The sequence below is a fragment of the Rheinheimera sp. KL1 genome, from assembly GCF_001275035.1.
In the GTDB taxonomy this organism is placed as follows: Bacteria; Pseudomonadota; Gammaproteobacteria; order Enterobacterales; family Alteromonadaceae; genus Pararheinheimera; species Pararheinheimera tangshanensis.
In genome coordinates this window covers 35,488-59,395 of record NZ_LAMX01000030.1, presented here as the reverse complement: position 1 = coordinate 59,395, position 23,908 = coordinate 35,488, and the positions used below count along the sequence as shown (strand labels likewise).

General features: G+C 45.0%; 20 protein-coding genes and 2 pseudogenes. 12 read left to right on the top strand and 10 right to left on the bottom strand.

The genetic code is table 11. The features are described 5' to 3' along the window. Nucleotides 1-227: 227 nt before the first annotated feature. Both WH43_RS17735 and WH43_RS17730 read left to right on the top strand, forming a co-directional pair. The gene (locus WH43_RS17735; protein ID WP_053425900.1) at nt 228-767 is read left to right on the top strand and encodes a cytochrome b; all 540 of its coding nucleotides are present in this window, start codon (nt 228-230) and stop codon (nt 765-767) included. Between the two features lie 17 nt (nt 768-784). After that, the gene (locus WH43_RS17730; protein ID WP_053425899.1) at nt 785-1,360 is read left to right on the top strand and encodes a YceI family protein; all 576 of its coding nucleotides are present in this window, start codon (nt 785-787) and stop codon (nt 1,358-1,360) included. A 48-nt stretch (nt 1,361-1,408) separates the two neighbouring features. Here the strand turns inward: WH43_RS17730 and yfaE are convergent, their stop codons facing one another. The 5 genes and pseudogenes from yfaE to ubiG form a co-directional block, all read right to left on the bottom strand. Further along, nucleotides 1,409-1,663, bottom strand: a complete 255-nt coding sequence (gene yfaE / locus WH43_RS17725; protein ID WP_053425898.1) for a class I ribonucleotide reductase maintenance protein YfaE — start codon at nt 1,661-1,663, stop codon at nt 1,409-1,411. Nucleotides 1,664-1,678: 15 nt separating this feature from the next. After that, complete coding sequence (nrdB, locus tag WH43_RS17720; protein ID WP_053425905.1) at nt 1,679-2,809, bottom strand: class Ia ribonucleoside-diphosphate reductase subunit beta; 1,131 nt, start codon at nt 2,807-2,809, stop codon at nt 1,679-1,681. Between the two features lie 63 nt (nt 2,810-2,872). Next, nucleotides 2,873-5,158, bottom strand: coding sequence for a class 1a ribonucleoside-diphosphate reductase subunit alpha (gene nrdA, locus WH43_RS17715; protein WP_053425897.1), 2,286 nt, complete (start codon nt 5,156-5,158; stop codon nt 2,873-2,875). Nucleotides 5,159-5,528: 370 nt separating this feature from the next. After that, on the bottom strand, nt 5,529-6,197 hold the full coding sequence (locus tag WH43_RS17710; RefSeq protein WP_053425896.1) for an HAD family hydrolase: 669 nt from the start codon (nt 6,195-6,197) through the stop codon (nt 5,529-5,531). Continuing rightward, a pseudogene (ubiG, locus tag WH43_RS17705) lies at nt 6,194-6,903 on the bottom strand (bifunctional 2-polyprenyl-6-hydroxyphenol methylase/3-demethylubiquinol 3-O-methyltransferase UbiG). The gene WH43_RS17710 and the pseudogene ubiG overlap by 4 nt, the downstream one beginning before the upstream one ends. 188 nt (nt 6,904-7,091) lie before the next feature. On the opposite strand from ubiG, the pseudogene gyrA reads away from it, so the two are divergent. The 10 genes and pseudogenes from gyrA (at nt 7,092) to WH43_RS17655 (ending at nt 19,248) form a co-directional block, all read left to right on the top strand. Beyond that, a pseudogene (gene gyrA, locus WH43_RS17700) lies at nt 7,092-9,715 on the top strand (DNA topoisomerase (ATP-hydrolyzing) subunit A). Between the two features lie 358 nt (nt 9,716-10,073). Further along, the gene (gene serC, locus WH43_RS17695) at nt 10,074-11,153 is read left to right on the top strand and encodes a 3-phosphoserine/phosphohydroxythreonine transaminase (RefSeq protein ID WP_053425895.1); all 1,080 of its coding nucleotides are present in this window, start codon (nt 10,074-10,076) and stop codon (nt 11,151-11,153) included. Then, nucleotides 11,153-12,439, top strand: a complete 1,287-nt coding sequence (gene aroA / locus WH43_RS17690) for a 3-phosphoshikimate 1-carboxyvinyltransferase (RefSeq protein ID WP_053425894.1) — start codon at nt 11,153-11,155, stop codon at nt 12,437-12,439. Before serC ends, aroA begins: the two co-directional genes overlap by 1 nt. Nucleotides 12,440-12,553: 114 nt before the next feature. Further along, complete coding sequence (gene cmk, locus WH43_RS17685) at nt 12,554-13,234, top strand: (d)CMP kinase (RefSeq protein ID WP_053425893.1); 681 nt, start codon at nt 12,554-12,556, stop codon at nt 13,232-13,234. A 101-nt stretch (nt 13,235-13,335) separates the two neighbouring features. Then, nucleotides 13,336-15,012, top strand: coding sequence for a 30S ribosomal protein S1 (rpsA, locus tag WH43_RS17680; protein WP_008899010.1), 1,677 nt, complete (start codon nt 13,336-13,338; stop codon nt 15,010-15,012). A gap of 69 nt (nt 15,013-15,081) precedes the next feature. Then, on the top strand, nt 15,082-15,366 hold the full coding sequence (gene ihfB, locus WH43_RS17675; protein WP_008899011.1) for an integration host factor subunit beta: 285 nt from the start codon (nt 15,082-15,084) through the stop codon (nt 15,364-15,366). Nucleotides 15,367-15,401: 35 nt separating this feature from the next. Next, on the top strand, nt 15,402-15,644 hold the full coding sequence (locus WH43_RS17670) for a LapA family protein (RefSeq protein WP_053425892.1): 243 nt from the start codon (nt 15,402-15,404) through the stop codon (nt 15,642-15,644). 5 nt (nt 15,645-15,649) lie between these two features. After that, a complete protein-coding gene (locus WH43_RS17665; RefSeq protein WP_053425891.1) occupies nt 15,650-16,780 on the top strand; it encodes a tetratricopeptide repeat protein in 1,131 nt (376 codons plus the stop codon). 20 nt (nt 16,781-16,800) lie between these two features. Continuing rightward, the gene (pyrF, locus tag WH43_RS17660) at nt 16,801-17,508 is read left to right on the top strand and encodes an orotidine-5'-phosphate decarboxylase (RefSeq protein ID WP_053425890.1); all 708 of its coding nucleotides are present in this window, start codon (nt 16,801-16,803) and stop codon (nt 17,506-17,508) included. 27 nt (nt 17,509-17,535) lie between these two features. After that, nucleotides 17,536-19,248, top strand: coding sequence for a potassium/proton antiporter (locus WH43_RS17655; RefSeq protein WP_286049997.1), 1,713 nt, complete (start codon nt 17,536-17,538; stop codon nt 19,246-19,248). Between the two features lie 459 nt (nt 19,249-19,707). On the opposite strand, the gene WH43_RS17650 is transcribed toward WH43_RS17655, so the two are convergent. From WH43_RS17650 to WH43_RS17630, 5 genes are all read right to left on the bottom strand, one after another. Then, a complete protein-coding gene (locus tag WH43_RS17650; protein WP_053425888.1) occupies nt 19,708-20,151 on the bottom strand; it encodes a hypothetical protein in 444 nt (147 codons plus the stop codon). Between the two features lie 338 nt (nt 20,152-20,489). Beyond that, a complete protein-coding gene (gene tolA / locus WH43_RS17645; protein ID WP_053425887.1) occupies nt 20,490-21,002 on the bottom strand; it encodes a cell envelope integrity protein TolA in 513 nt (170 codons plus the stop codon). Nucleotides 21,003-21,163: 161 nt separating this feature from the next. After that, a complete protein-coding gene (locus WH43_RS17640) occupies nt 21,164-22,372 on the bottom strand; it encodes a zonular occludens toxin domain-containing protein (RefSeq protein WP_053425886.1) in 1,209 nt (402 codons plus the stop codon). Between the two features lie 3 nt (nt 22,373-22,375). Next, nucleotides 22,376-22,765, bottom strand: coding sequence for a hypothetical protein (locus WH43_RS17635; RefSeq protein WP_053425885.1), 390 nt, complete (start codon nt 22,763-22,765; stop codon nt 22,376-22,378). Further along, nucleotides 22,765-23,817 (bottom strand): hypothetical protein, encoded by a 1,053-nt coding sequence (locus WH43_RS17630; protein ID WP_152342892.1) that lies wholly within the window; start codon nt 23,815-23,817, stop codon nt 22,765-22,767. The genes WH43_RS17635 and WH43_RS17630 overlap by 1 nt, the downstream gene beginning before the upstream one ends. Nucleotides 23,818-23,908: the final 91 nt, after the last annotated feature.

Genomic DNA, 23,908 nt, shown 5'->3' with positions numbered 1-23,908 from the left:
AGCGAAGTTATCCAAGGCAAATCAAAAGGAAATCCAGCAAATATGCGTACAAAAAATAATGCCAGTCAGCTTAACTGACTGGCATTAGCCTTCATGGCTCTTTTTTTATGTCTGAAGTTCGCAGTTAAATGGACTAATCTTCTATTAAATAGAACAAAATGTGCTTATTTTTGTTATTTTAAACTATCTTCTGGAAAGATAAGCTGTTTCTATTAAGAGGAGAACCTATGGCAACAGAAAATAGCGGATACAGTTGGACCAGTATAGTGCTGCACTGGCTGGTCGCTGTGGTGGTGATCGGACTTTTTGCATCAGGCTTTTGGATGGTGGATTTAAGCTACTACAGTAGCTGGTATAGAACCGCACCTTTTTGGCATAAAAGTGTCGGAGTGTTATTACTATTGATGATGGGCTACAGAGTGTTGTGGCGTGTGTTAAATGGAACTGCCACACCTTTAGCCAGTCACAGTAAAGCCGTACAAAGAGCGAGTCATTTCACACACCTGACATTGTACGCACTTATATTTTTGATTATTTGCAGTGGTTACCTGATTTCTACTGCGGATGGCCGGCCAATAGAGGTATTTGGGCTGTTTGATTTACCTTCGGCAGGTGAGTTGTTTGCTGAACAAGCAGATAAAGCAGGTTTGGTACATAAATTTGCGGCTTATGGCCTGATTACGCTGGTGGTATTACATGCCTTGGCTGCATTGAAACATCACTTTTTCGATAAAGACAATACGTTAAAACGCATGCTTAAACCTTAATTTAAAAGGAGATTGGAATGAAGAAGTTATTAATAGCCAGTTTGATGGCATCTATGTTGGCAGCGCCGGCGTTACAAGCTGCTGAATATGAGATTGACACCCAAGGCGCGCACGCTTTTGTTCAATTTAAGATCAGCCACTTAGGCTACAGCTGGTTATATGGCCGCTTTAATACCTTTAAAGGTAACTTCAGCTATGACGCTGCCAAGTTAGCAGACTCTAAAATCCAGCTGGAGATCGATACTAAAAGTATCGATTCTAACCATGCTGAGCGCGACAAGCACTTACGCAGCCCGGATTTCCTCAACGTAGACAAAAACAGCAAAGCTACTTTTGTTAGTACAAAGATAGTACCAAAAGCAGGTGCTGATTTCGATGTAGTAGGTAACTTCACCTTAAACGGTGTGACGAAAGAAATCGTGATTAACGCCACTAAGCTGGGTGAAGGTGCTGATCCATGGGGTGGCTACCGCGCTGGTTTTGCTGGCACAACCAGCATTAACTTAGAAGATTTCGCTATTAAAAACATTCTTGGCCCAGCATCTGCCACTGTGCATCTGGATCTGAGCGTGGAAGGCATCAAGAAGTCTTAATGTAACACCAGGCCTCTAAGAAATTGCCCTGCAGTATCCTTGCGATACTCAGGGTAATTCTATTTCTATATCTGTGATGGGAATACTGCAGCAGGGTAAAATTTCGCCTTTGCGGACAAAAGCTAGGGGTTCATTCAGATAACTAACAGAACCAGACAACAACTTACAACGACAAGCGCCACAATACCCTTCACGACATTGATAGTTCACTTGCTGTTGTTTCGCCTCCAATGCATCAAGCAGGGTGCGTTGCTCAGGCTCAAACTCAAGACTGAGCACATCCTTCACCACTACTTTTACCATATCAGTTGTCGCAGCTTAGAGATCGAAATCGCCGAAGTCAGCGCCATCCATTTCGTTGTCGATTTGACCGACTAAATAAGAGCTGATTTCAGATTCCTGCGGAGCTACCTGCACATTATCAGACACCAACCAGGCATTGATCCATGGAATAGGATTTTGTGTTGTGCCAAAAATTGGTTTTAAGCCCACAGCCTGCATTCTGTTATTGGTAATGTATTCAACGTACTGGCACAAAATATCTTTATTTAAACCAATCATCGAACCATCTTTAAACAAGAACTCAGCCCAGTCTTTTTCTTGCTCAGCTGCTTTGCGGAATATGGCGTAGGCTTCGTCTTCGCACTCTTTAGCTATCTCAGCCATTTCCGGGTCGTCTTCACCTGCGGCCATAATATTCAACATATGCTGAGTGCCTGTTAAATGCAGAGCTTCATCGCGGGCAATCAGTTTGATAATTTTTGCATTGCCTTCCATCAGCTCACGCTCAGCAAAGGCAAAACTACAGGCAAAGCTGACATAGAAACGAATAGCTTCGAGCACGTTGACTGACAAAATACAGACATAAAGCTTACGTTTCAGATCGCGTAAGCTGATAGTGTGGGTTTGACCATCGACCACATGAGTGCCTTCACCACATAAGTGATAGAGGTTCACTGAATGAATTAAGTCGTCATAGTAACGCGTAACATCATCAGCGCGCTCAATGATGCGTTCATTGAGCAATATATCGTCAAATACTTTGTGCGGTTCATTGGTAATGTTACGCACAATATGAGTGTAGCTACGGCTATGGATGGTCTCACTAAAGGCCCAGGTTTCAATCCAGGTTTCCAGCTCTGGCAAAGAGACGATAGGTAGCAAAGCTACGTTCGGGGAGCGGCCTTGCACTGAATCAAGTAAAGTTTGATACTTTAAGTTACTGATAAAAATATGCTTTTCATGTTCGGGCAGCTGCTGAAAATCGATACGATCTTTACTGACATCTACTTCTTCAGGGCGCCAGAAAAAGCTCAATTGTTTTTCAATCAGTTTTTCAAAGATACCGTATTTTTGTTGATCATAGCGGGACACGTTCACCGGGTTGCCGAAAAACATCGGCTCTTTCATTTGATCATTGTTCGTACGGCTAAAGGTGGTGTAACTCATCAGCAACATCCAGTTTATTGTTTGTTATGCATACAAAAAGAGGGCTGCAATGCAGCCCCTGACTTAAATTTTACAGGCGCCACCGGCACAACCATCGTCTTCCGGCGTCGCTTTGATGTCTTCTTGTATATCAGAAGCGCCATCACGGGTGTTGTGGTAGTACATGGTTTTAACACCCAGCTTATAAGCCGTCAGTAAGTCTTTTAACAAGATCTTCATTGGCACTTTGCCGCCTTCGAACTTGCCTGGATCGTAGTTGGTATTGGCAGAAATCGTCTGATCAACAAACTTCTGCATAATAGCCACTAAGCTGATATAACCGTCGTTGTTAGGCATATCCCATAACAACTCATACTGGTTTTTCAGGCGCTCATACTCAGGCACAACCTGCTTTAAAATGCCGTCTTTACTAGCCTTTATACTGATGTGACCACGTGGTGGTTCAATACCATTAGTCGCATTTGAAATTTGCGAAGAGGTCTCAGATGGCATCAGGGCAGATAAAGTGGAGTTACGTAAACCGTGCTCAACCACATCTTTACGCAGCTGGTCCCAGTCATAATGCAATGGTTCAGCACAAACTTTATCCAGATCCTTTTTATAGGTATCAATAGGCATAATGCCTTCTGAATAGGTGGTTTCGTTAAATTTAGGGCAAGAGCCAAATTCCTGAGCCAGCTTGTTCGAGGCTTTCATCAGGTAATACTGAATCGCTTCAAAAGTACGGTGCGTTAAGCCATTGGCAGAACCATCGGAGTACTTGACGCCATTTTTCGCCAGGTAATACGCATAGTTAATCACGCCTATACCCAAAGTACGGCGGTTCATACTGGCATGGTAAGCAGCAAGAATAGGGTAGTCCTGATAATCCAGTAAACTATCTAAAGCACGTACTGCCAGCTCAGCTAATTCTTCCAGCTCATCTAAATGTTCAATAGCACCTAAGTTAAAGGCCGACAGTGTACAAAGCGCTATTTCACCGTTTGGATCGTTGATGTCATTCAATGGCTTAGTTGGCAGCGCAATTTCTAAACACAAGTTACTCTGACGCACAGCAGCAAACTTCGGATTAAACGGGCTATGTGTATTGCAATGATCAACGTTCTGTAAATAGATACGACCTGTGCTGGCACGTTCCTGCATAAAGAGGGTAAACAGCTCAACAGCTTTTATACGCTTTTTACGGATAGAAGCATCTGCTTCGTATTGAACATAGAGCGCTTCAAACTTTTCCTGATCTTCAAAGAATGCGTCATACAAGCCTGGTACGTCAGAAGGACTGAACAAGGTGATCATTTCATCTTTAATCAGGCGTGTGTACATCAGGCGGTTAAACTGCACACCGTAATCTAAGTGACGTACACGGTTTTCTTCGACACCACGGTTGTTTTTCAGCACCAGTAAGGATTCGACTTCTAAATGCCACAGCGGATAAAACAGTGTTGCTGCGCCACCACGAACACCACCCTGAGAACAGCTTTTCACTGCGGTCTGGAAGTGCTTGTAAAAAGGAATACACCCTGTATGGAAAGCTTCACCGTTACGGATAGGACTACCCAAAGCACGAATACGGCCTGCATTAATACCGATACCGGCACGCTGACTGACGTACTTCACGATCGCGCTGCTGGTTGCGTTGATGGAATCTAAGCTGTCACCACATTCAATCAACACACAAGAGCTGAACTGACGGGTTGGAGTACGTACGCCAGACATAATAGGCGTAGGTAACGAAATCTTAAACATAGATACAGCATCGTAAAAACGACGCACGTAGCTCAAGCGGCTATCTTTTGGATAATTTGCAAATAAACAGGCGGCAACCAATATGTAAAGGAACTGGGCGCTTTCGTAAATCTGACCTGTCACCCGGTTTTGTACCAGGTATTTACCTTCTAACTGTTTTACCGCAGCGTAACTGAAATCTAAATCGCGGCTGTGGACGATGAAACTATCTAACTGCTCTAATTCTTCTTTACTGTAGTCCGCCAGAATATGAGCGTCATAACGCTTTTCTTCCACCATTTTGACCACATGATCATACAGCTTTGGTGGCTCGAACTGACCATAGGCTTTTTTACGTAAATGAAATACAGCCAAGCGAGCAGCCATATATTGATAATCCGGCGTCTCTTTTGAGATTAAATCGGCAGCGGCTTTGATGATGGTTTCATGGATGTCGGCGGTCTTGATGCCGTCGTAAAACTGAATGTGCGAACGTAACTCAACCTGAGACACTGATACGTTTTGTAACCCCTCAGCAGCCCAATCTATCACACGGTGGATTTTGTCTAAGTCTAATGGTTCGCGCTGACCATCTCTTTTGGTTACGTATAATGTTTGAGTCATATTTTTCCGCCGAAAATTCCATCTCAATTGTTATTATTTTGTGCACAGAATTTCTGCTGTGCAGCGAATTCACCCGCCTTTGGCTTCATTAGGTCGAACTCAACAGAGCGACACAACATCTAGGGGTGAAAGAAGAACGGATCACAAGATAGAGTGGATCAATAGCAATTGCAACCCCTGCCAGCGGGCGAAAAAAACAGCATGTTAGTGCCCGCTAACGTGCGAAATAGGCGTTTAAAAACCTCTGCAGGGAAGCAATAGTTTTTCAGTAAAAAATCTATTTTGTCTGTTCGGCTAAATTTTAAGTCACTAAAAAAAATCACCTGCAAAGAGGTGATTTTTAATTGAACAAAATATGAAAAAACTGAACTTAATCGAGGTATTGGATCAGGTCTGTGAAGTGGGATATATGTAAATCTGCGCCCCAGAGTTCAGTTTTATCATCTGGCCCAACATAGCCAAAATCGCACATCACGGTTTGCATGCCAGCTCGACGTCCTGCTTCTATATCTCGTTCAGCATCTCCTATATACCAACACTGGTTTGCAGGAACCTGCATAGAGTGAGCAGTCATCCATAAAGGAGTCGGATCGGGTTTACGTTGTGCCAGACTGTCGCCGCCTACTAACAAACGGCTTTTAAGTAAAGCGGGTAACTGACGTTGTACTTTGGCCGCCAGCTTATAAGGTTTATTGGTCACTATAGCCCAGGGGATATTTCGAGCCTCAAGTGCAGCGAATAACTGTTCAGTCCCCGGAAACAAGCAGCTATGTACACCACTATGCTGATGGTAATAATCCAACAAGTTCTGGCGGGCTTTACCAAAATCAATGTCTTTTAGCGCTTCGCCAAAACCAAGTTGGAGCAAACCTTTAGCACCATGCGAGGCCATAGGGCGATATTCTTCATAGCTTTTTTCAGCCATACCATGCTGTCGCAGCACAAAATTCAGTGCAGCACCTAAATCCTCTGCTGTATCCACTAGCGTGCCGTCTAAATCAAATAAAACAGCAGCAGGCTTGGTTAGTATCTTATTCATACCGACTTTTTCGCTACCACAAAATAATTCACATCCAGCCCAGGGCCTGTGCGAAAAGACTGATTAATAGGGTTGTAGTGGAGGCCTGTGGCATCGACTACCTGTAAACCTGCATCATCAATAAAACGCATCAGATCAGAAGGGCGGATAAATTTCTCAAATTCGTGCGTACCTTTAGGCACTAGTTTGAGGACTTGCTCAGCGCCAACTATGGCCATCAGATAAGCTTTCCAGGTTTATTTAAGGTCGAAAACACCAGTGTCGCGCCCGGTTTGGCTAAATCAGCACAAGCCTTCACTACAGAAGCTGGCTCTGGCACATGCTCCAGCATTTCCATACAGGTCACTAAATCGAAGCTGCCTTGATTGGCTGCAGCAAAATCTTCCGCTGTGCTTTGTTGATACTGAACTGAGACCTTAGACTCTAATGCATGTAATTTAGCCACTGTTAGAGCTTCATCGGCCATATCAATGCCTGTAACTTCTGCACCAGCTTTTGCCATCGCCTCAGCCAGAATACCGCCACCACAGCCAACATCGACGGCTTTTTTACCAAACAAGCCTTGCACCTGATCGCTGATAAAGGCCAGACGACAAGGGTTTAATTGGTGTAATGGTTTGAATTCGCCGGTTGGATCCCACCAGCGGGATGCAATTTCATTAAACTTGGCAATTTCGGCCGGATCAACATTGGAAGAGGGGTTCATAAGCGTATCCATTTAAAATTTTGCCTATTATAAAGCCTTGATCTGTTTGAGCAATCACCAGACACATCTGTACAAAGCACAACAGAACTGGCAAGGTATTTTTTCTGTGGTAGAATCCGCCTTTGTCCCGCGACCCATTACAGTAAAAAACGCGGGTATCTTGTTGATTTAAGGGAAAAAAGCTTTTTATGACAAATTTGGCCAAAGAAATTGTTCCCATTAATATCGAAGAAGAATTAAAGAATTCTTATCTCGATTATGCAATGAGCGTTATTGTGGGACGAGCCTTACCGGACGTAAGGGACGGTTTAAAGCCAGTTCACCGTCGCGTTTTGTTTGCGATGAAAGAGTTAGGCAACGACTGGAACAAAGCCTACAAAAAATCTGCCCGTGTTGTCGGTGACGTGATAGGTAAATACCATCCGCACGGCGACAGCGCTGTGTACGATACCATAGTTCGTATGGCCCAGCCTTTCTCCTTACGCTACATGCTGGTCGACGGTCAGGGTAACTTCGGTTCAGTCGACGGCGACTCTGCAGCAGCAATGCGTTATACCGAAGTGCGTATGTCTCGCATTGCCGGTGAGCTGTTAGCCGATCTGGACAAAGAAACAGTCGATTATGTGCCTAACTACGACGGCACCGAGATGATCCCGGCTGTATTACCAACGAAGATCCCAAACCTGCTGGTCAACGGCTCTTCTGGTATTGCAGTAGGTATGGCGACCAATATTCCGCCACACAATTTAAATGAAGTGATTGATGCCTGTCTGGCCTTGATTGCTAATCCGGATATCAGCATTCCTGAATTAATGGAACTGATGCCAGGACCAGATTTCCCGACTGCAGCTATTATCAATGGCCGTCGTGGCATTGAAGAAGCTTACCGTACTGGTCGGGGCAAGGTGTATATCCGCGCCAGAACTCATATCGAAACCGACGAAAAAACCGGTCGTGAGACTATTGTTGTCGATGAAATTCCTTATCAGGTCAACAAAGCCCGTTTGATTGAAAAAATCGCCGAGCTGGTCAAAGAAAAACGCATCGAAGGTATTTCAGCATTACGCGACGAGTCTGATAAAGACGGTATGCGTATTGTCATTGAAGTCAAACGTGGCGAATCGTCAGACGTTTTAATCAACCACTTGTATACCCAAACTCAGATGCAAACTGTGTTTGGTATCAACATGGTAGCTCTGGATCAGGGCCAGCCGAAGTTGATGGGCTTAAAACATATGCTGCAATGTTTTGTGTTGCACCGCCGTGAAGTGGTGACACGCAGAACAGTCTATGACTTACGTAAAGCCCGTGACCGCGCTCATATCTTAGAAGGTTTGGCTATCGCTCTTGCCAATATTGATGAAATTATTGATTTAATCAAAAACTCATCAACCCGGCCGATGCAAAACAAGGTTTAGTCGCCCGTGGCTGGCAGTTAGGTGATGTCAGCGCCATGTTAGAGCGTGCCGGTGAAAACGCCGCCCGTCCTGAGTGGCTGGAAGAACATTTTGGTATCCGTAATGGCGAGTATTTCCTGACTGAACAACAAGCTCAGGCCATCCTTGATCTACGTTTACACAAACTGACGGGTCTGGAACATGAAAAGATTCTGGACGAGTACAAAGAGTTATTAGTGCTGATTGCTGAACTGTTACACATTCTGGGGAGCCCGGAGCGTTTAATGGAAGTGATCTGTGAAGAGTTAGAAGCTGCCAAAGCCCAATATGGTGATGCCCGTCGTACTGAAATTCAGGACAACGCGATGGATATCAACATGGAAGACTTGATCACCGAAGAAGACGTGGTCGTGACTTTATCGCATTTAGGTTACGCCAAGTACCAGGCTCTGTCTGACTATGAAGCTCAGCGTCGTGGTGGTCGTGGTAAAGCGGCAACTACAGTCAAAGATGAAGACTTTGTTGACCAGCTGCTGATCGCCAGCACCCACGATACGATTCTGTGTTTCTCTAACCGGGGTCGTCTGTACTGGATGAAGGTGTATCAATTACCGCTGGCCTCCCGTCAGGCGCGTGGTAAGCCGATAGTGAACTTACTGCCATTGGAAGAAAACGAACGTATCACCGCTATTCTGCCGGTTCGTGAATACGAAGAAGGCAAGTATGTGTTTATGGCGACAGCCAACGGTACCGTGAAGAAAACCTCACTGACTGAATACTCTCGTCCACGTAGTAACGGTATTATTGCCGTGAACCTGAACGAAGGCGATCAGCTGATTGGTGTTGATATCACAGACGGCAACAGCCAGATCATGTTGTTCTCGGACGACGGTAAAGTCGTACGCTTTAAAGAAGATCAGGTCCGTCCAATGGGCCGTGGCGCTACAGGTGTTCGTGGTATTCGCTTACGCGAAAACGGCTCTGTGGTGTCCTTGATTGTTCCGAAGAGTGAAGGCGCTATTCTGACTGTGACTGAAAACGGCTACGGTAAACGTACCGCATTGCAGGAATACCCAGAGAAGAGCCGTGCGACTCAAGGTGTGGTCTCTATTAAAGTGTCCGAACGTAATGGTCTGGTGGTAGGTGCAGTGCAAGTGAATGCGCTGGATGAAATCATGCTGATTTCTGACAAAGGCACACTGGTACGGACCCGCGTCAGCGAAGTATCACAAGTAGGCCGTAACACCGCTGGTGTTATCCTGATCCGCACCATCGAAGGTGAAAAAGTAGTAGGTGTACAACGCATCGACGAAATTCAGGACCAGGACGAAGTAGCAGCCGCAGAAGCGGAAGCTGCAGCCTTAGCCGCACAAAATCCGACAGAGGATACTGTAGCGGACGGCGAAGAAGAATAATTGTGATAAAGAAGGACGCTGCGGCGTCCTTTTTATTCGCAGCCATCCCTGGCGCTCACCCTTCAGGCCAATGCTTCGCATTGTTAAAAATTGATCCTGACAATTTTTTATTTGCTGCCATCCATGGCGCTTACCTGTGGGCCAACGCTACGCGTTGTTAAAAATCGTTCCATACGATTTTTTATTATTTGCTCGCTTGTAAAAGTGGGTTAAAGTAGCGTCCGATAAAGAGCCGTCCAGACGTCAAGCAATGTCAGATGTAACACCAAGGCCACTAAATAAAGATCATCCCAAGATGACCCAAAGCCGTTTTCTAATTTGTTTTTCATTCGATAAAGCGTTGTAACAGGAGCAAGAGATGACCACCTATAACTTTTGTGCTGGCCCGGCTATGTTGCCGGTGGAAGTGATGCAACAGGCACAGGAAGAGTTGATCAACTGGCACGGTCGCGGCTGCTCCATTATGGAGATGAGTCACAGAGGCAAAGATTTTATGCAGGTTGCGGCCCAAGCCGAGCAGGACCTGCGTGATTTACTGAGCATACCCGCCAACTACAAAGTGCTGTTTATGCATGGTGGCGGCCGTGGTCAGTTTTCAGCTGTGCCACTGAATTTAGCCAAAACCGGTGTAACTGCAGATTATATTGTCTCAGGCGCTTGGTCTAAGGCTGCTGTTGAAGAAGCAGAAAAATTCACGGCATTAAAAGCTCAGGCTATTCAGTTTAAGCAAGATGGTCTTCGCACTTTAGTACCAACCTCTGAGTGGCAACTGAATGACAACGCCAGCTTCGTGCATTTTTGTCCAAACGAAACCGTAGATGGCATGGAGTTTATCGATTTACCCAGCACTAAAGCGCCTTTAGTGGCCGATCTGTCATCCACTATCTTGTCGCGTTCTATTGATGTCAGCCGCTATGGTGTGATTTACGCAGGTGCTCAGAAAAATATCGGGCCTTCAGGTTTAACCCTTGCGATAGTGCGCGAAGATTTGTTACCAGCCAAAGGTAGCAGTATTCCTAGCGTTTTGGATTATCGTTTGGCTGCTGACAACGATAGTATGTTTAATACACCGCCTACTTATGCCTGGTATCTGGCAGGTTTAGTCTTCCAGTGGCTGAAGCGTCAGGGTGGTGTAGAAGCGATGCAGCTACGTAATACACTCAAAGCACAAACTTTGTATGGCTATATCGACCAAAGCGATTTTTATCGTAATGACGTAGCGCCGCAATTCCGCTCATCAATGAACGTGCCGTTTTTATTAGGTGACGAAAGCCTGAATGACCTGTTTGTCAACGAAGCTGAAGCCAATGGTTTGTTGGCGCTAAAAGGCCATCGTATGGTCGGTGGTATGCGCGCCAGTATCTATAATGCGATGCCACTAGAAGGTGTACAAACTTTAGTGACCTTTATGAAAGAATTTGAGCGGGTGCACGGCTAATGAAAACCTTAACTCTAGAGCCTATCGCTAAAGTAGAAGGCGTGGTGCATTTACCTGGTTCAAAAAGTATCTCCAATCGCGCTTTATTACTGGCCGCTATGGCCAAAGGCAAAACCCGTATCACCAATTTGCTCGACAGCGACGATGTCAGTCATATGCTTAACGCCTTAACAGCGCTGGGCGTACAGTTTTCGTTATCTGCTGATAAAACAGTCTGCGAAATCACTGGTGTAGCGGGCGTATTTCAGCACAAAGAGCCGTTAGAGCTGTTTTTAGGCAATGCTGGCACAGCAATGCGGCCCTTAACTGCCGCTTTAGCTGTATCCAATGTCGATGTCACCTTAACAGGTGAGCCACGGATGTATGAAAGGCCTATTGGCCATTTAGTGGATGCCTTGTTGCAGTGGAATGCCAATATTGAGTACCTGCAGCACAAAGACTATCCGCCGCTACGTATTCGCGGTAAAGCCCTGGCTGGTGGCAAAATAAGTATTGATGGCTCAGTCTCCAGTCAGTTTTTGACTGCAGTGCTGATGACGGCACCTTTATTGTCAGGAGACAGCGAAATTGTCATTAGCGGCGAGCTGGTGTCTAAACCTTATATCGATATTACCTTAGCTTTGATGGCGCGGTTTGGCGTTACTGTCGAGAACAAGAACTATCAGATCTTTGTTGTTAAAGGTAATCAGCAGTATCAGTCACCAGGTGATTTTCTGGTGGAAGGAGATGCATCTTCTGCCTCTTATTTTCTCGCAGCTGCTGCGATTAAAGGCGGCACCATTAAAGTCACAGGCATTGGCAAAAATGCGGTGCAGGGGGATATCCACTTTGCCGATGCGTTAGAGGCGATGGGCGCGACAGTAGACTGGGGTTATGACTACATTTCGGTTACTCGTAACCAGTTAAAGGGGATAGATCGTGATTACAATGCGATTCCTGATGCAGCTATGACCATTGCGACTACTGCTTTGTTCGCACAAGGCCCAACCGCCATTCGTAATGTCTACAACTGGCGCGTGAAAGAAACCGACCGTCTGAATGCTATGGCGACTGAACTGCGCAAGGTAGGTGCTGAAGTGGAAGAAGGTGAAGATTACATTATCATCACTCCACCAACAGAGCTGAAACATGCCAGCATAGCCACCTACAACGATCACCGGATGGCCATGTGTTTCTCTTTGGTTGCATTAAGTGATACGGCTGTAACCATTGAAGACCCGGATTGCACCCGTAAAACATTTCCTCAATACTTTGAAGTATTTAGCACTCTCAGTACTTTAGCTTGAAAATAACGCGTAACCTAAATGGTTACGCGCACTCCATGATTTAACCGCGCTTTTTGTCATTTATTTCTGTATAATGCCGCATCTTTTTGTGTGTTCGACTGTTTTGGAGGCAGAATGCAACAAGCGCCGGTAATTACCATTGATGGACCAGGTGGCTCAGGGAAAGGCACTATTTGCCGTTTAGTTTCCCAAAAACTGGGCTGGCATCTGCTGGATAGCGGAGCGATTTATCGTGTTTTAGCTTTGGCTGCTATCCATCACCAGATTGCCCCTTCTGACGAAGAAGCATTACAACCTTTGGCTGCTCACCTTGATGTGCAGTTTACTTGTGATGAACAAGGCAATACCCGCATTACGCTGGAAGGCGAAAATGTCACTCATACCATCCGTACTGAAGAAGTGGGGTCAGTGGCCTCTAAAATTGCTTCTTTACCACGGGTGCGTGAAGCCTTATTACGCCGTCAACGTGCGTTTAAAGAAGCTCCGGGGTTGGTTGCTGATGGCCGTGATATGGGCACTGTGGTGTTTCCACAGGCAGAAGTTAAAATCTTTTTAACAGCCGACGCGTCAGAGCGCGCCAGACGGCGTTATTTAGAGTTGAAAGAAAAGGGCCATGATGTTAACATCGGCGACCTTTTGAGCGAAATACAGGCCCGTGACGAACGGGATATGAATCGCGCCGTAGCGCCTTTAAAGCCTGCAGACGATGCATACATGCTGGATTCGACGAATAAATCCATTGAACAAGTGTTGGACGAGGTTCTCAACGTCTGTAAAAAGTTGAACCAGGCCTAGACCTTCACGTTGGACAGCTTGTCGCAAGGAAGATGACAAGTTAACTTAGCAACCCCATGACACAGGACTGTGCGTGGAGCACTTAAACTGAAAAAGTGAATATGACTGAAAATTTTGCACTACTGTTTGAGGAAAGCCTCAAGACTATCGAAACTCGCCCTGGTTCTATCGTTAAAGGAACCATCGTTGCTATTCATAAAGATGTAGTACTGGTTGATGCCGGTCTGAAATCTGAAGCAGCAATCCCGGTTGAACAATTCAAAAACCTGGCTGGCGAGATTGAAGTGAGCGTTGGTGATATCATCGACGTAGCTCTGGACGCGGTAGAAGACGGTTTCGGTGAAACCTTATTATCTCGTGAAAAAGCTAAACGCCATGAATCCTGGGTTCGCCTGGAAAAAGCTTGTGAAGATAAAGTTACTGTTATCGGTATCATCACTGGCAAAGTTAAAGGCGGTTTCACTGTCGAAGTTGATGGTATCCGTGCATTCCTGCCTGGTTCATTAGTTGACGTGCGTCCGGTACGTGACACATTACACTTAGAACACAAAGAACTTGAGTTCAAAGTAATCAAATTGGATCAGAAGCGCAACAACGTGGTTGTATCACGTCGTGCGGTGATCGAATCTGAAAGCAGTGCTGAGCGCGATACACTGTTACAAAACTTAGAAGAAGGCATGGAAGTTAAAGGTATCGTTAAGAACCTGACTGACTACGGTGCATTCGTAGATTTAGGTGGCGTTGACGGTTTACTGCACATCACTGACATGGCTTGGAAACGTGTTAAACACCCAAGCGAAATCGTCAATGTTGGCGACGAAATTCCAGTTAAGGTTCTGAAGTTTGACCGTGAGAAACAACGTGTTTCTTTAGGTCTGAAGCAAATGGGTGAAGATCCATGGGCCGCTATCGCTTCACGTTACCCAGAAGGTGCTCGCATCACTGGTCGCGTAACTAACCTGACTGATTACGGCTGCTTCGTAGAAATCGAAGAAGGCGTTGAAGGTTTAGTACACGTTTCAGAAATGGACTGGACTAACAAAAACATCCACCCATCTAAAGTTGTTAACTTAGGTGATTCAGTGGAAGTTATGGTCCTGGAAATCGATGAAGAACGTCGTCGTATTTCTTTAGGTCTGAAACAATGTAAAGCCAACCCATGGGAAGAGTTCGCTAAGGGCTTCAACAAGGGTGACCGCGTATCTGGTAAGATCAAGTCAATCACTGACTTCGGTATCTTCATCGGTTTAGACGGTGGCATCGACGGTTTAGTACACCTGTCAGACATCAGCTGGAATTCAACTGGCGAAGACGCTGTACGTGAATTCAAGAAAGGCGACGAAGTACACGCAGTTGTGTTACAAGTTGACCCAGAGCGCGAGCGTATCTCTTTAGGCATCAAGCAATTAGACGAAGACCCGTTCAACGGCTACCTTGCTGATAACAAAAAAGGTGCTATCGTTAAAGGCAACGTAACTGCAGTTGACGCGAAAGGCGCTACTGTAATGCTGGAAGGTGGTGTTGAAGGTTACGTTCGCGTATCTGACATCGCTCGTGAGCGTATCGAAGACGCTACTACAGTATTAAAAGTTGGTGAAGAAGTAGAAGCTCGCCTGATGGGTGTTGACCGCAAAAACCGCGTAATCAGCCTGTCAATCAAAGCGAAATTCGAAGCTGAAGAAAAAGAAGCTATGGATACGATCAAAAAGCAGGATGATACTGATTTTGGTGGTAACGCTATGGCCGAAGCATTCAAAGCTGCTCAAAAAGCTGACTAATTGATGCTTGTATAGAAGGGCTGGAGCATTTGCTCCGGTCCTTCATTCTACTGATACAGCGGAGGGTCCATGACCAAATCTGAATTGATCGAAAAACTGTCTACTGATTTTTCTCATGTCCAGGTGAAAGACATCGAATCTTCAGTCAAAGAAATTCTGGAACAAATGGCCACCTCACTGGCGAATAACGAGCGTATCGAAATTCGTGGTTTTGGTAGTTTTTCTCTGCATTACCGCGCACCTCGTGTAGGTCGCAATCCAAAAACCGGCGATAAAGTGGAATTAGATGGCAAATACGTGCCTCATTTCAAACCGGGTAAAGAATTACGTGACCGGGTGAAAACGAACACCTGATCTCTTTTCAGCAAAAAAACGGGGTTGACGGAGTTTTGACCAGATTTTTTTATGTTGTCTTTATTATTGCCCTGATTGTTTTCGGGCTTATTCTGGGTTCCCTCAATCAGCAAGTTGCTGAATTTAATTATCTTATTGCAAAAACAGAACTCAGAGTGGTGGATATCGCCGCTCTGTTTTTAGTCTCTGGTTTTCTGCTTGGCCTGAGTGTGTCTATGGCCTTTATCCTGAAGGCAAAAACCAAAGGTTGGTTTGCTAAATCTTCAGATAAAACCTGACTCCTATGCTGGAACTGTTATTTCTGTTACTTCCTGTCGCCGCCGCTTACGGTTGGTTTATGGGACGCAACAGCGAAAAACAAAAAGAGCTTAAGGGCAGGGCTTCTGTCACTAAAAACTTATCCTCTGGCTTAAATTTCCTGTTAACTGATCAGGAAGACAAAGCTATTGAGCAATTACTGCAATTGCTTGATGTCGAAGCCGCTACTATTGATACCTACCTGGCCTTAGCCAATCTATTCCGCCGCCGTGGTGACTGGGATAAAGCCATTCGTATCCATGAAAAATTGCATCAGTTAAAGCTGCCAAAACAGCAGGCACAAAAAATACAGTTTGAGCTGGCCAAAGATTACTTTAGTGCGGGTTTATACGATAGAGCAGAACCTTTATTAAGCGCACTGGTGCAGGCTGAAAGCATACGCGAAGCTGTTTTAAAACAACTATTTAGCTTATTTACCGCCACACACGAATGGCAAAAAGCCATGGATTTCCGTGCTGTAGTAGAGCAAACAGATTCTCGTTCCTTGCGTATTGGTGTGGCGAATTTTAGCTGTGAAGCCTGGCGTAAAGAGCCGGTGCCAAGCGACGCGTACCGGCAGCTAATCCAACGTTATCCAGTGTCTTTACGGCCCAAGTACGAGCTGGCAAAAAAGCTGATTGCCGAAGAAGAATTTATCGAAGCTCGTGAGCTATTGCTGGCCATACTGCAGCAACGGCCACAATGGGCCGCTGAGTTGTTGCCTTTAGTGCAACAAACAACGCCAGAACCGGCAGAGTGGCAAACACTACTGACGGAACTGAGCCGCAAACATAAAAACATCAGTGCTATCGCAGAGCTGGCACAATTTTATGCACAAGGCGAGAATCTGCAACAAGCTGAAAATTTACTAACAGATAAATTAAAGCAGCAGCCGAATATCCGCTTATTTTTAAAGTTTATTCAAATCAGACGGTTACAGAACCCGTCTGAGCCGCATTTGGCTGAAATAGAGCAGATGGTACAGGCTTATCTGGATACCAAAGTGCTGTATCATTGCCGCAATTGTGGTTTTAAAACCAAGCAACCTTATTGGCTCTGTCCGTCTTGTCAGCAGTGGGAAACGGTAGAGCCAATGACCGGCATTGACGGTCGCTGATCTGAAAAAAAGAGAACCTGATGAATAACACCAGCCCTATAGTGGTCGCCTTAGACTTTGAACAAAAATACGCAGCTTTGAATTTAGTCAGCCAACTTGATCCGGCTTTATGTCGTTTAAAAGTCGGCAAAGAGATGTTTACTCACTTTGGGCCGGACTTTGTCAAAGAGCTGCAGCAGCGCAAGTTTGATGTGTTTTTAGACCTGAAATTTCACGATATTCCAAATACAGTGGCCAAAGCAGTGAAAGCCTCTGCAGATTTAGGCGTGTGGATGGTAAACGTACATGCCTCTGGCGGCAGCCGTATGATGATAGCTGCCCGTGAAGCCTTAGAAAGCTTTGGTAAAGATAAACCTCTGTTGATTGCTGTGACCGTATTGACCAGTATGGAGCAAAGTGATTTAGTGGAGCTGGGTATTAATTTAACGCCACAGCAGCAGGTACTAAGACTGGCTGGGCTGGTGGATAAGTCAGGTTTGGATGGCGTGGTTTGTTCTGCACAAGAAGCTGTTGAATTAAAACAGCAATTTGGTAAAGAATTCTGCTTAGTGACACCTGGTATTCGTCCATCTTTTGCCACTGCTGATGATCAAAAAAGGGTGATGACTCCAGCTGATGCGTTAAAGGCTGGTGTAGACTATATGGTGATAGGGCGCCCAATTACCAAAGCTGCCGATCCGTTATCCGCTTTACAACAAATCTACCGGGAGATTTACCCCGCGCATTAAGAAAAAAGGAGCTTTTATTTGGATGCAGTGAATTTAACAATCCTGGTTGCAGGGGCTCTGTTTTTCTCCAGTATCGTTGCTACTCTGATCTCGGCGCGCTTAGGTGCGCCTTTATTATTAATTTTCCTCGTTATTGGCATGCTGGCCGGTGAAGACGGTTTACTGGGCATCAAGTTTGGCAATCCTGATGTAGCGTTGCTGATTGGCTCTATAGCTCTGGTGATTATCCTGTTTGATGGTGGTATGCGCACTCATCCGGATAGAGTGAGAGTCGTATTGGCGCCTGCTGCGGTATTGGCTACATTGGGCGTTGTACTGACCTGCGGTATTTTAGGTGTGGCAGCTTCTTATCTGTTTAATTTGACCTTGCTCGAAGGCTTGTTGTTAGGCGCTATCTTGAGCTCAACTGATGCCGCAGCTGTATTTTCTATCTTCCAGTCTGCCGGCTTAAATATCAAAGAGCGGGTGGCATCCACATTGGAAATAGAGTCGGGTAGTAACGACCCTATGGCGGTGATGCTGACCTTCACTCTGGTTGGCGTCTTGGCTGGCCAAAGTGAATTAAACTGGTCCTTATCGACTGTATTCTTTCAACAAGCCGTCGTTGGCGCTGCGGTAGGCTATGGAGCAGGGCGCCTCTTTGTTTTATTGTGTCGCAAACTGCCTTTAAGCGCCGCCTTTTTCCCTTTACTGGCCGTCTCTTATGCGCTTCTGATCTATGGCTTAACCAACCAATTTGGTGGCAGCGGCTTTCTGGCGGTGTATTTAATGGGCTTTTTAATAGGCAATGCCCGTTTACCACAAATTCAGCAGATTTTACGTATGCACGACGGTTTAGCCTGGCTCAGTCAAATCATTATGTTTTTGATGCTGGGTTTATTGGTGACGCCAAGCAAACTGATGGAATACGCAGTTCCGGCTTTAATTTTGGCCTTGGTGATGATTTTTATAGCCCGGCCTATAGCTGTGTTTTTAAGTCTGGTGCCATTTCATTTTCCAAAGAAAGATCAGGTATTTATCAGTTGGGTAGGGCTAAGAGGCGCAGTACCTATTATTCTGGCTTTATTCCCATGGTTAGCTGGTGTACCTAATAAAGACTTATACTTTAACGTCGCATTTTTCGTGGTGATTGTATCCTTGCTTATTCAGGGCTGGTCTATAGCACCAGTCGCGCGCTGGCTAAAGCTTGAAGTACCACCAGAGCCAGGCCCGGATCATTCCATGACACTGGATAGTGTTGCCAGTAATGATTTGCTGCAAGTGTTGTCCTTCAAAGTCGGCAAAGGTTCACCTATTGTTGACAGCGACTGGCAGCAACTGAATATGTCGCCGGATGTCAGCTACTTAGGTGTGCTGCGTAAAGGTGAATGGATCAAAGCCGAGCAAAGCCCAAGCTTTCAACTGAACGATATGCTGCTGGTATTAAGCAAAGCCAAAGATGTAAAAGCAGTCAGTGACAAAGTGTCCACCAGCGCAGAGCAAACCTCGTTGGATAAACTGGATTTCTTCGGTGACTTCGTATTAAACGGCGAAATCACCTTAAACGAGCTGGATGGCTTCTACAGTATTCAATTCGCTGCAGATCAGGACCCAAGCCAAAGCCTGTCCGAATACATCACTGAAAAGTTCCACAGACGTGTGGTGGTTGGCGACCAGGTGCAGCTGGATCAGTTAGTACTGACAGTACGTCAAATAGACGACCACGACCAAATACTGCAGGTGGGTATTAAGTCGGCTTAATCAATAAAGATAAGCCTGATACCTGATGAATGACTTGAATCAAGCATCAGGCTTATCTGTTACTGTTAGAAGCTCTGGATTACGGGATAGGTGAAGTTGTTTAACTCAACCTTATAGACATCTATAAGTAATTTAACATAATGGAAACAAAACAGGGCCATAATGGCCCTTTTAAATATCAAAAACGAGGCATACGAGGTTTACGAGGCGCACCTGAAATCCGAGGTGCACGAGGCTTGGGCGGATTTACACGCTTATTATGACATTTAGTACAAAAAGGAACGTCTTCACCATCAACTTTATACCAATACCTATTCTGTTTCATGGTCATAAAGTTGCCACACGAGCCACAATTGTGAAGTGAAGGACTGGAACAGTAAATTACGGTTCCAACAATAGTTACTATAGCAACCAGTATCCATCCTATTATCTCGAATTCATCCATAAACGCTCCAAAAATTAGTGTCCTGTAATTTCATTAACCAGACGATTTAAATAGTCGGCTGTATGTAAAAGCATCTTCATTTTAGACTCAGATTGCATAGCAGCAACCTTTTTCTTAAGGTCTGATATTTGGCGTTGAGACTGCGCAGCAGACCACTTGAAACGCCACAGCAAAGCAACATCACCAGAGGTACAACGGCCATGAGGTGTATTTAGCCAGCCTTCAGAGTCGATATACATATCACGCCAAGCAGGGTGATAGGGCAGATAACCTTTACAGTGAACCTGTAGATAACGGTGTGCTGTTGCATGAGGTTCACCGTCATACCAGCGGCGGCAGGTTCTTTCACAGACACCAAAGAATTTTGATGCCCGTTCATGTTTGTCATAGTTGTAGCCGAAGGCTTGGTGATAGAGTTCTTGAAAGGCCGTTAGTGGCTCAAATTTCCTAAGTTCCATTACTGATACTCCCTAAAATTCAGAAAGGGCGTGCAGTAAACAGCAAAATAAAATCTTAACCTGATTAAATCTTTATAAATCAATTACTTAAAAATCCTGATTTTGCAAAAATCTAGCAGTTTCAATCACCTGTGTTTTTGGGTGCGAAAAACAGCCAAAAGTGTCCAAAATGGAACAAGGTCGGGCTATTACTGTAGCCCGACCTGCGGCTGCGAGACAGATTTACCACAGCACTGATCCATTGGGTAGGAAATTGTAAGAAAAGAGTGGTTAGATTAGTCATTCGGGATGAACTGTAAATTTTTAGATTTCAGATAGTGAAACTACCAGACTCATTTTCATCTTATTTGAGGACTAAGAGTGGTTGTAATGTTTTTCAGTGAGTCATATACATGCGGATCAGTTGACATGGGGTAGGGAGATCCTTTTTGTATGGCTGACAATCCTGAAACGCAGAGATTGTAATCACCGTCTAATACAGAAACTGATGCCAAGGCACCATCAGATTGAAACTGAATATTCACACGGCATTCTTTGCCTCGCATAGAGTCATCGACAATCCAATTGTCGCGGATTTTAGACATTATTAGCATCAGATATTTTTGTCTCTCAGTTAAGTCAGGGGAATCCAGAGAAATCATCTTGAAAGGACTTACCTGTCTGCGTTCAACTTCGGCTCGTTCTTGCTGATATGGTTCGTTGATAAGCTTGTCATGGAGTGCGGCATTTGCATGCAATTGCACAAGCTGAGCCTGTGCGGTATTTAAGCTGAAATAGTTGTATAAAATTGCACCGGAGAAACCAGCAACCATACATGCAAAAATAAGTAAAAAAATAGCTATAGGCTTCAAAGTGAGTCCCTTTCATAGATACGGAAATCAATTTAAAACCAGAATATCTATCTTAGCAAGGTGCGAACGGAGCACAGAATCAGATCAGCTAAGTTGCGCCAAAACACAAAAGGCCCGTTCGGGCCTAATGCGTTTCTGTCGCTGGATTTTTTAAAAGCCGGTTACTTTTTAGTAAGTGAGGCTATGGCCTCTGAATTCTCATAACGCTTTTCCAGTGGTAAGCAGGTGACATCATGCTGAACATGGTCAGCAGTCTGAACTTTCAGCACACATTCGCGAGGGTGGCTGAGCACCTTAAACTGACCAATATCAACAGGGTTGTTATCTTCATCGACCCAGTAGTATTGAACTTCACGGCCAGCAATCATCACCGCAGAAAAATAGAATTTAGTAGATTTTTTCTCAGTAGGCTTAGTTTCACCTTCAGAGTTAGGCTCTGGATTCGAATTTAAAGCGCCTGATTCGCCCTCTGCTGGCTTCGGATAGTAATACTCATACGGAGCCACTGGCTCAGCAGAGCAAGAGCCATAGAGCGTCTTATAGGTCTGGTTACAGGTAAAGAGTCCTTTTCGTGGTTCCTCGGGCTGAAAAACCACTAGGGCATTCACTGCAAAGGCGGACAGTGCTGCCCCAATCAAAAAAGGCCAGTGTTTACCAAAGTTTTGCTGTTTAAGGTCATTTTTAAATTTCTCCCATCTGCTCACATAGCGGCCATGTGTAAAATAAGGTGGCAGCATCCGGCTAATTGCCTGAATTTCGTTATTCGCACTAAACACCTGCTCAGTGTCATAGGCGTTGTAAAGGTGTGTGCCAAAGTACCACCAGCGGTCTACGGTCGGCGCATACGCGCCGTCACCGTATTTAACGACTCCAAGGTGTGCTTTCGGAAGCGGCAGCTTTAAAAACGGAATATTAAATCTGTCCATCCGGCGACAATACACCACATGCTCAGCGAACGATTCACGCGCCTGGCTATCCATCACCGACACGTCTTGAATAATAAAAAATATATCCCACCGTTTTTTTCGGGCATTGCGGCACCATTCGATTAAGGCGCCCCTGTCTTTGTCGTTCCAGCTTCGGCTGTTAAACCATGTACCGCATTCATCGAGCACTAAAGCGCCGTTTCTGGAGTCATTGGGGCCATCTTCATCATGACCCATCGGTAAGGCTTCTAAATCAACCACAGTGGGTTTGTTCGGGATGCGGTAAATCTCAGTGTTTCGCTTCCAGTAGTCGAGCAAGTGCTCAGGGTTGAGGTTCAGATTGGTGGCTACTTTGCGGCCTTGCCAGAGGTAGTGCTGAATTCTGGCCACAGCGCCAAGAGACTTACCAGCTCCCAATTTTCCGGTGATAACGTAAACGGGCATTGTTTAGGCTTTCATGAAACCAGCGGCACGTTCTGCGGCTCTGGCTTTAAGCTTAATCAGCTCTTTGGCAATGTTATACGCAACACAGGACAAGTAGACGGTTGCGACAACATTCCAACAGGTGACGAGGTTAGACGGTAAAAAAGCAAAAATGGCTGGTATAGCATCGGGTGAAAAATTAAGAGCCTGACCAATGGCGGTCTTAACAAACGAATTGATGGTGGTGATTAACCAGTTAATTGAAGCAAGAATTCCTGCAAACAGCAGGGCCTGAATAACAAACGATTTTAAAGCACCTGTCAGGTACCACTGCAAAAATTTATTAATGACAGGGCCCAAAAAGGCAATGATAGACGCCCAAAAACTACCCGAAAAAATAGCACCCCACGGCATTATGACAACCTCTCATTGATTAGGGTCTGTGAAATCATGACAAAGCAGAAAATAGCGGTAAGAACAGCAAACACGTAATTCAAAAAAGATGAGGATTGATTGGCGTAACGACATAAATCGACCTGATAGTCGTCACCATGAATAGTGATACGGTAAGGTGAGCAACCTTGACGCTGTGCAAAAGAGACTAAATCGTCAAAATCTTGTGGCTTTACAAAGCCAGAATCATCAATGAATTTAGACGGGTCGGAAAACTTAGATAAACCTGAATCCTTCATGGTTTTTTCAGCTTCATCTGTGATTGCTTTAAAACGGTCTGAAAGCATTTTATCTGAGTCATAACCGTCTAAAAGCTGGTTTAAATCTGACTTACCCTGCGCTGTGCCCTGTGCTAAATCATCAGAAAAGCCGGAGGTATCGGAAAGACTATCCAAGGAACCTTTAATACCGTCAAGCTTATCACCTAAGCCGTCTAACTTCTCATGAGCAACAGCATCGCCCTGACCAGAACCGCCACCAGAATTATTTTTTATGGCTGACTCTATTTCATCCAATTGCTGACCTAATTGAGAGGATAGATTTGTGTTGTTTGACTCTAGCGTGTTGTTAATCTTGTCTAACTTTTCATTGGTGGCGGTCATATCAGAACCTGAGCCACCAGAGTTGGCGAGGGCTTCAATAGACGATTTAATTTCAGAAAGTTCATCAGACTGAGCTGAATTCAAAGAGCCCATGTAATCCATAATCTGACTGTTAGAGGACCAAATAGTGTCTTGGGTAGACGATGCGGCATTTTGAACAGCTCCGCGAGTTTCAGAATTTATCGTGTCAGACATACCCCAAAGCTGAGATGTTGCTGAATCTATAGAGGAAAGGGTGGTGGTGTTTTTCCGAATAGTGTTGCGGGATTCTATAATATCTTCTCGGGTATCAGATAGTAATCCATAGGTATCATAAGCTGCCTGCTCAGCATTTTGAGCGGCATAAAAAGCCTCAAGAGCATTTGAATTAGCATTATAGGCGCTATCGTAAGTAACCTGCGCATAGGACATAAGGCTTCAATGCCAAACGAAAGGTTAGGTAAATTATCAAGGGATTGCTGAGCTAAAGCTTGTGCTTCATATGTTTTTTCATGAAAAGCTT

Bases quoted from the DNA above. Each gene is read 5' to 3' on its own strand.
- WH43_RS17710 (WP_053425896.1), bottom strand. From the start codon at position 6,197: ATGAATAAGATACTAACCAAGCCTGCTGCTGTTTTATTTGATTTAGAC.
- pyrF (WP_053425890.1), top strand. From the start codon at position 16,801: ATGAATAACACCAGCCCTATAGTGGTCGCCTTAGACTTTGAACAAAAA.
- yfaE (WP_053425898.1), bottom strand. From the start codon at position 1,663: ATGGTAAAAGTAGTGGTGAAGGATGTGCTCAGTCTTGAGTTTGAGCCT.
- aroA (WP_053425894.1), top strand. From the start codon at position 11,153: ATGAAAACCTTAACTCTAGAGCCTATCGCTAAAGTAGAAGGCGTGGTG.
- serC (WP_053425895.1), top strand. From the start codon at position 10,074: ATGACCACCTATAACTTTTGTGCTGGCCCGGCTATGTTGCCGGTGGAA.
- nrdB (WP_053425905.1), bottom strand. From the start codon at position 2,809: ATGAGTTACACCACCTTTAGCCGTACGAACAATGATCAAATGAAAGAG.
- nrdA (WP_053425897.1), bottom strand. From the start codon at position 5,158: ATGACTCAAACATTATACGTAACCAAAAGAGATGGTCAGCGCGAACCA.
- WH43_RS17640 (WP_053425886.1), bottom strand. From the start codon at position 22,372: ATGCCCGTTTACGTTATCACCGGAAAATTGGGAGCTGGTAAGTCTCTT.
- rpsA (WP_008899010.1), top strand. From the start codon at position 13,336: ATGACTGAAAATTTTGCACTACTGTTTGAGGAAAGCCTCAAGACTATC.
- WH43_RS17630 (WP_152342892.1), bottom strand. From the start codon at position 23,817: ATGTCCTATGCGCAGGTTACTTACGATAGCGCCTATAATGCTAATTCA.
- cmk (WP_053425893.1), top strand. From the start codon at position 12,554: ATGCAACAAGCGCCGGTAATTACCATTGATGGACCAGGTGGCTCAGGG.
- WH43_RS17650 (WP_053425888.1), bottom strand. From the start codon at position 20,151: ATGGAACTTAGGAAATTTGAGCCACTAACGGCCTTTCAAGAACTCTAT.
- WH43_RS17735 (WP_053425900.1), top strand. From the start codon at position 228: ATGGCAACAGAAAATAGCGGATACAGTTGGACCAGTATAGTGCTGCAC.
- WH43_RS17665 (WP_053425891.1), top strand. From the start codon at position 15,650: ATGCTGGAACTGTTATTTCTGTTACTTCCTGTCGCCGCCGCTTACGGT.
- ihfB (WP_008899011.1), top strand. From the start codon at position 15,082: ATGACCAAATCTGAATTGATCGAAAAACTGTCTACTGATTTTTCTCAT.
- WH43_RS17730 (WP_053425899.1), top strand. From the start codon at position 785: ATGAAGAAGTTATTAATAGCCAGTTTGATGGCATCTATGTTGGCAGCG.
- WH43_RS17635 (WP_053425885.1), bottom strand. From the start codon at position 22,765: ATGCCGTGGGGTGCTATTTTTTCGGGTAGTTTTTGGGCGTCTATCATT.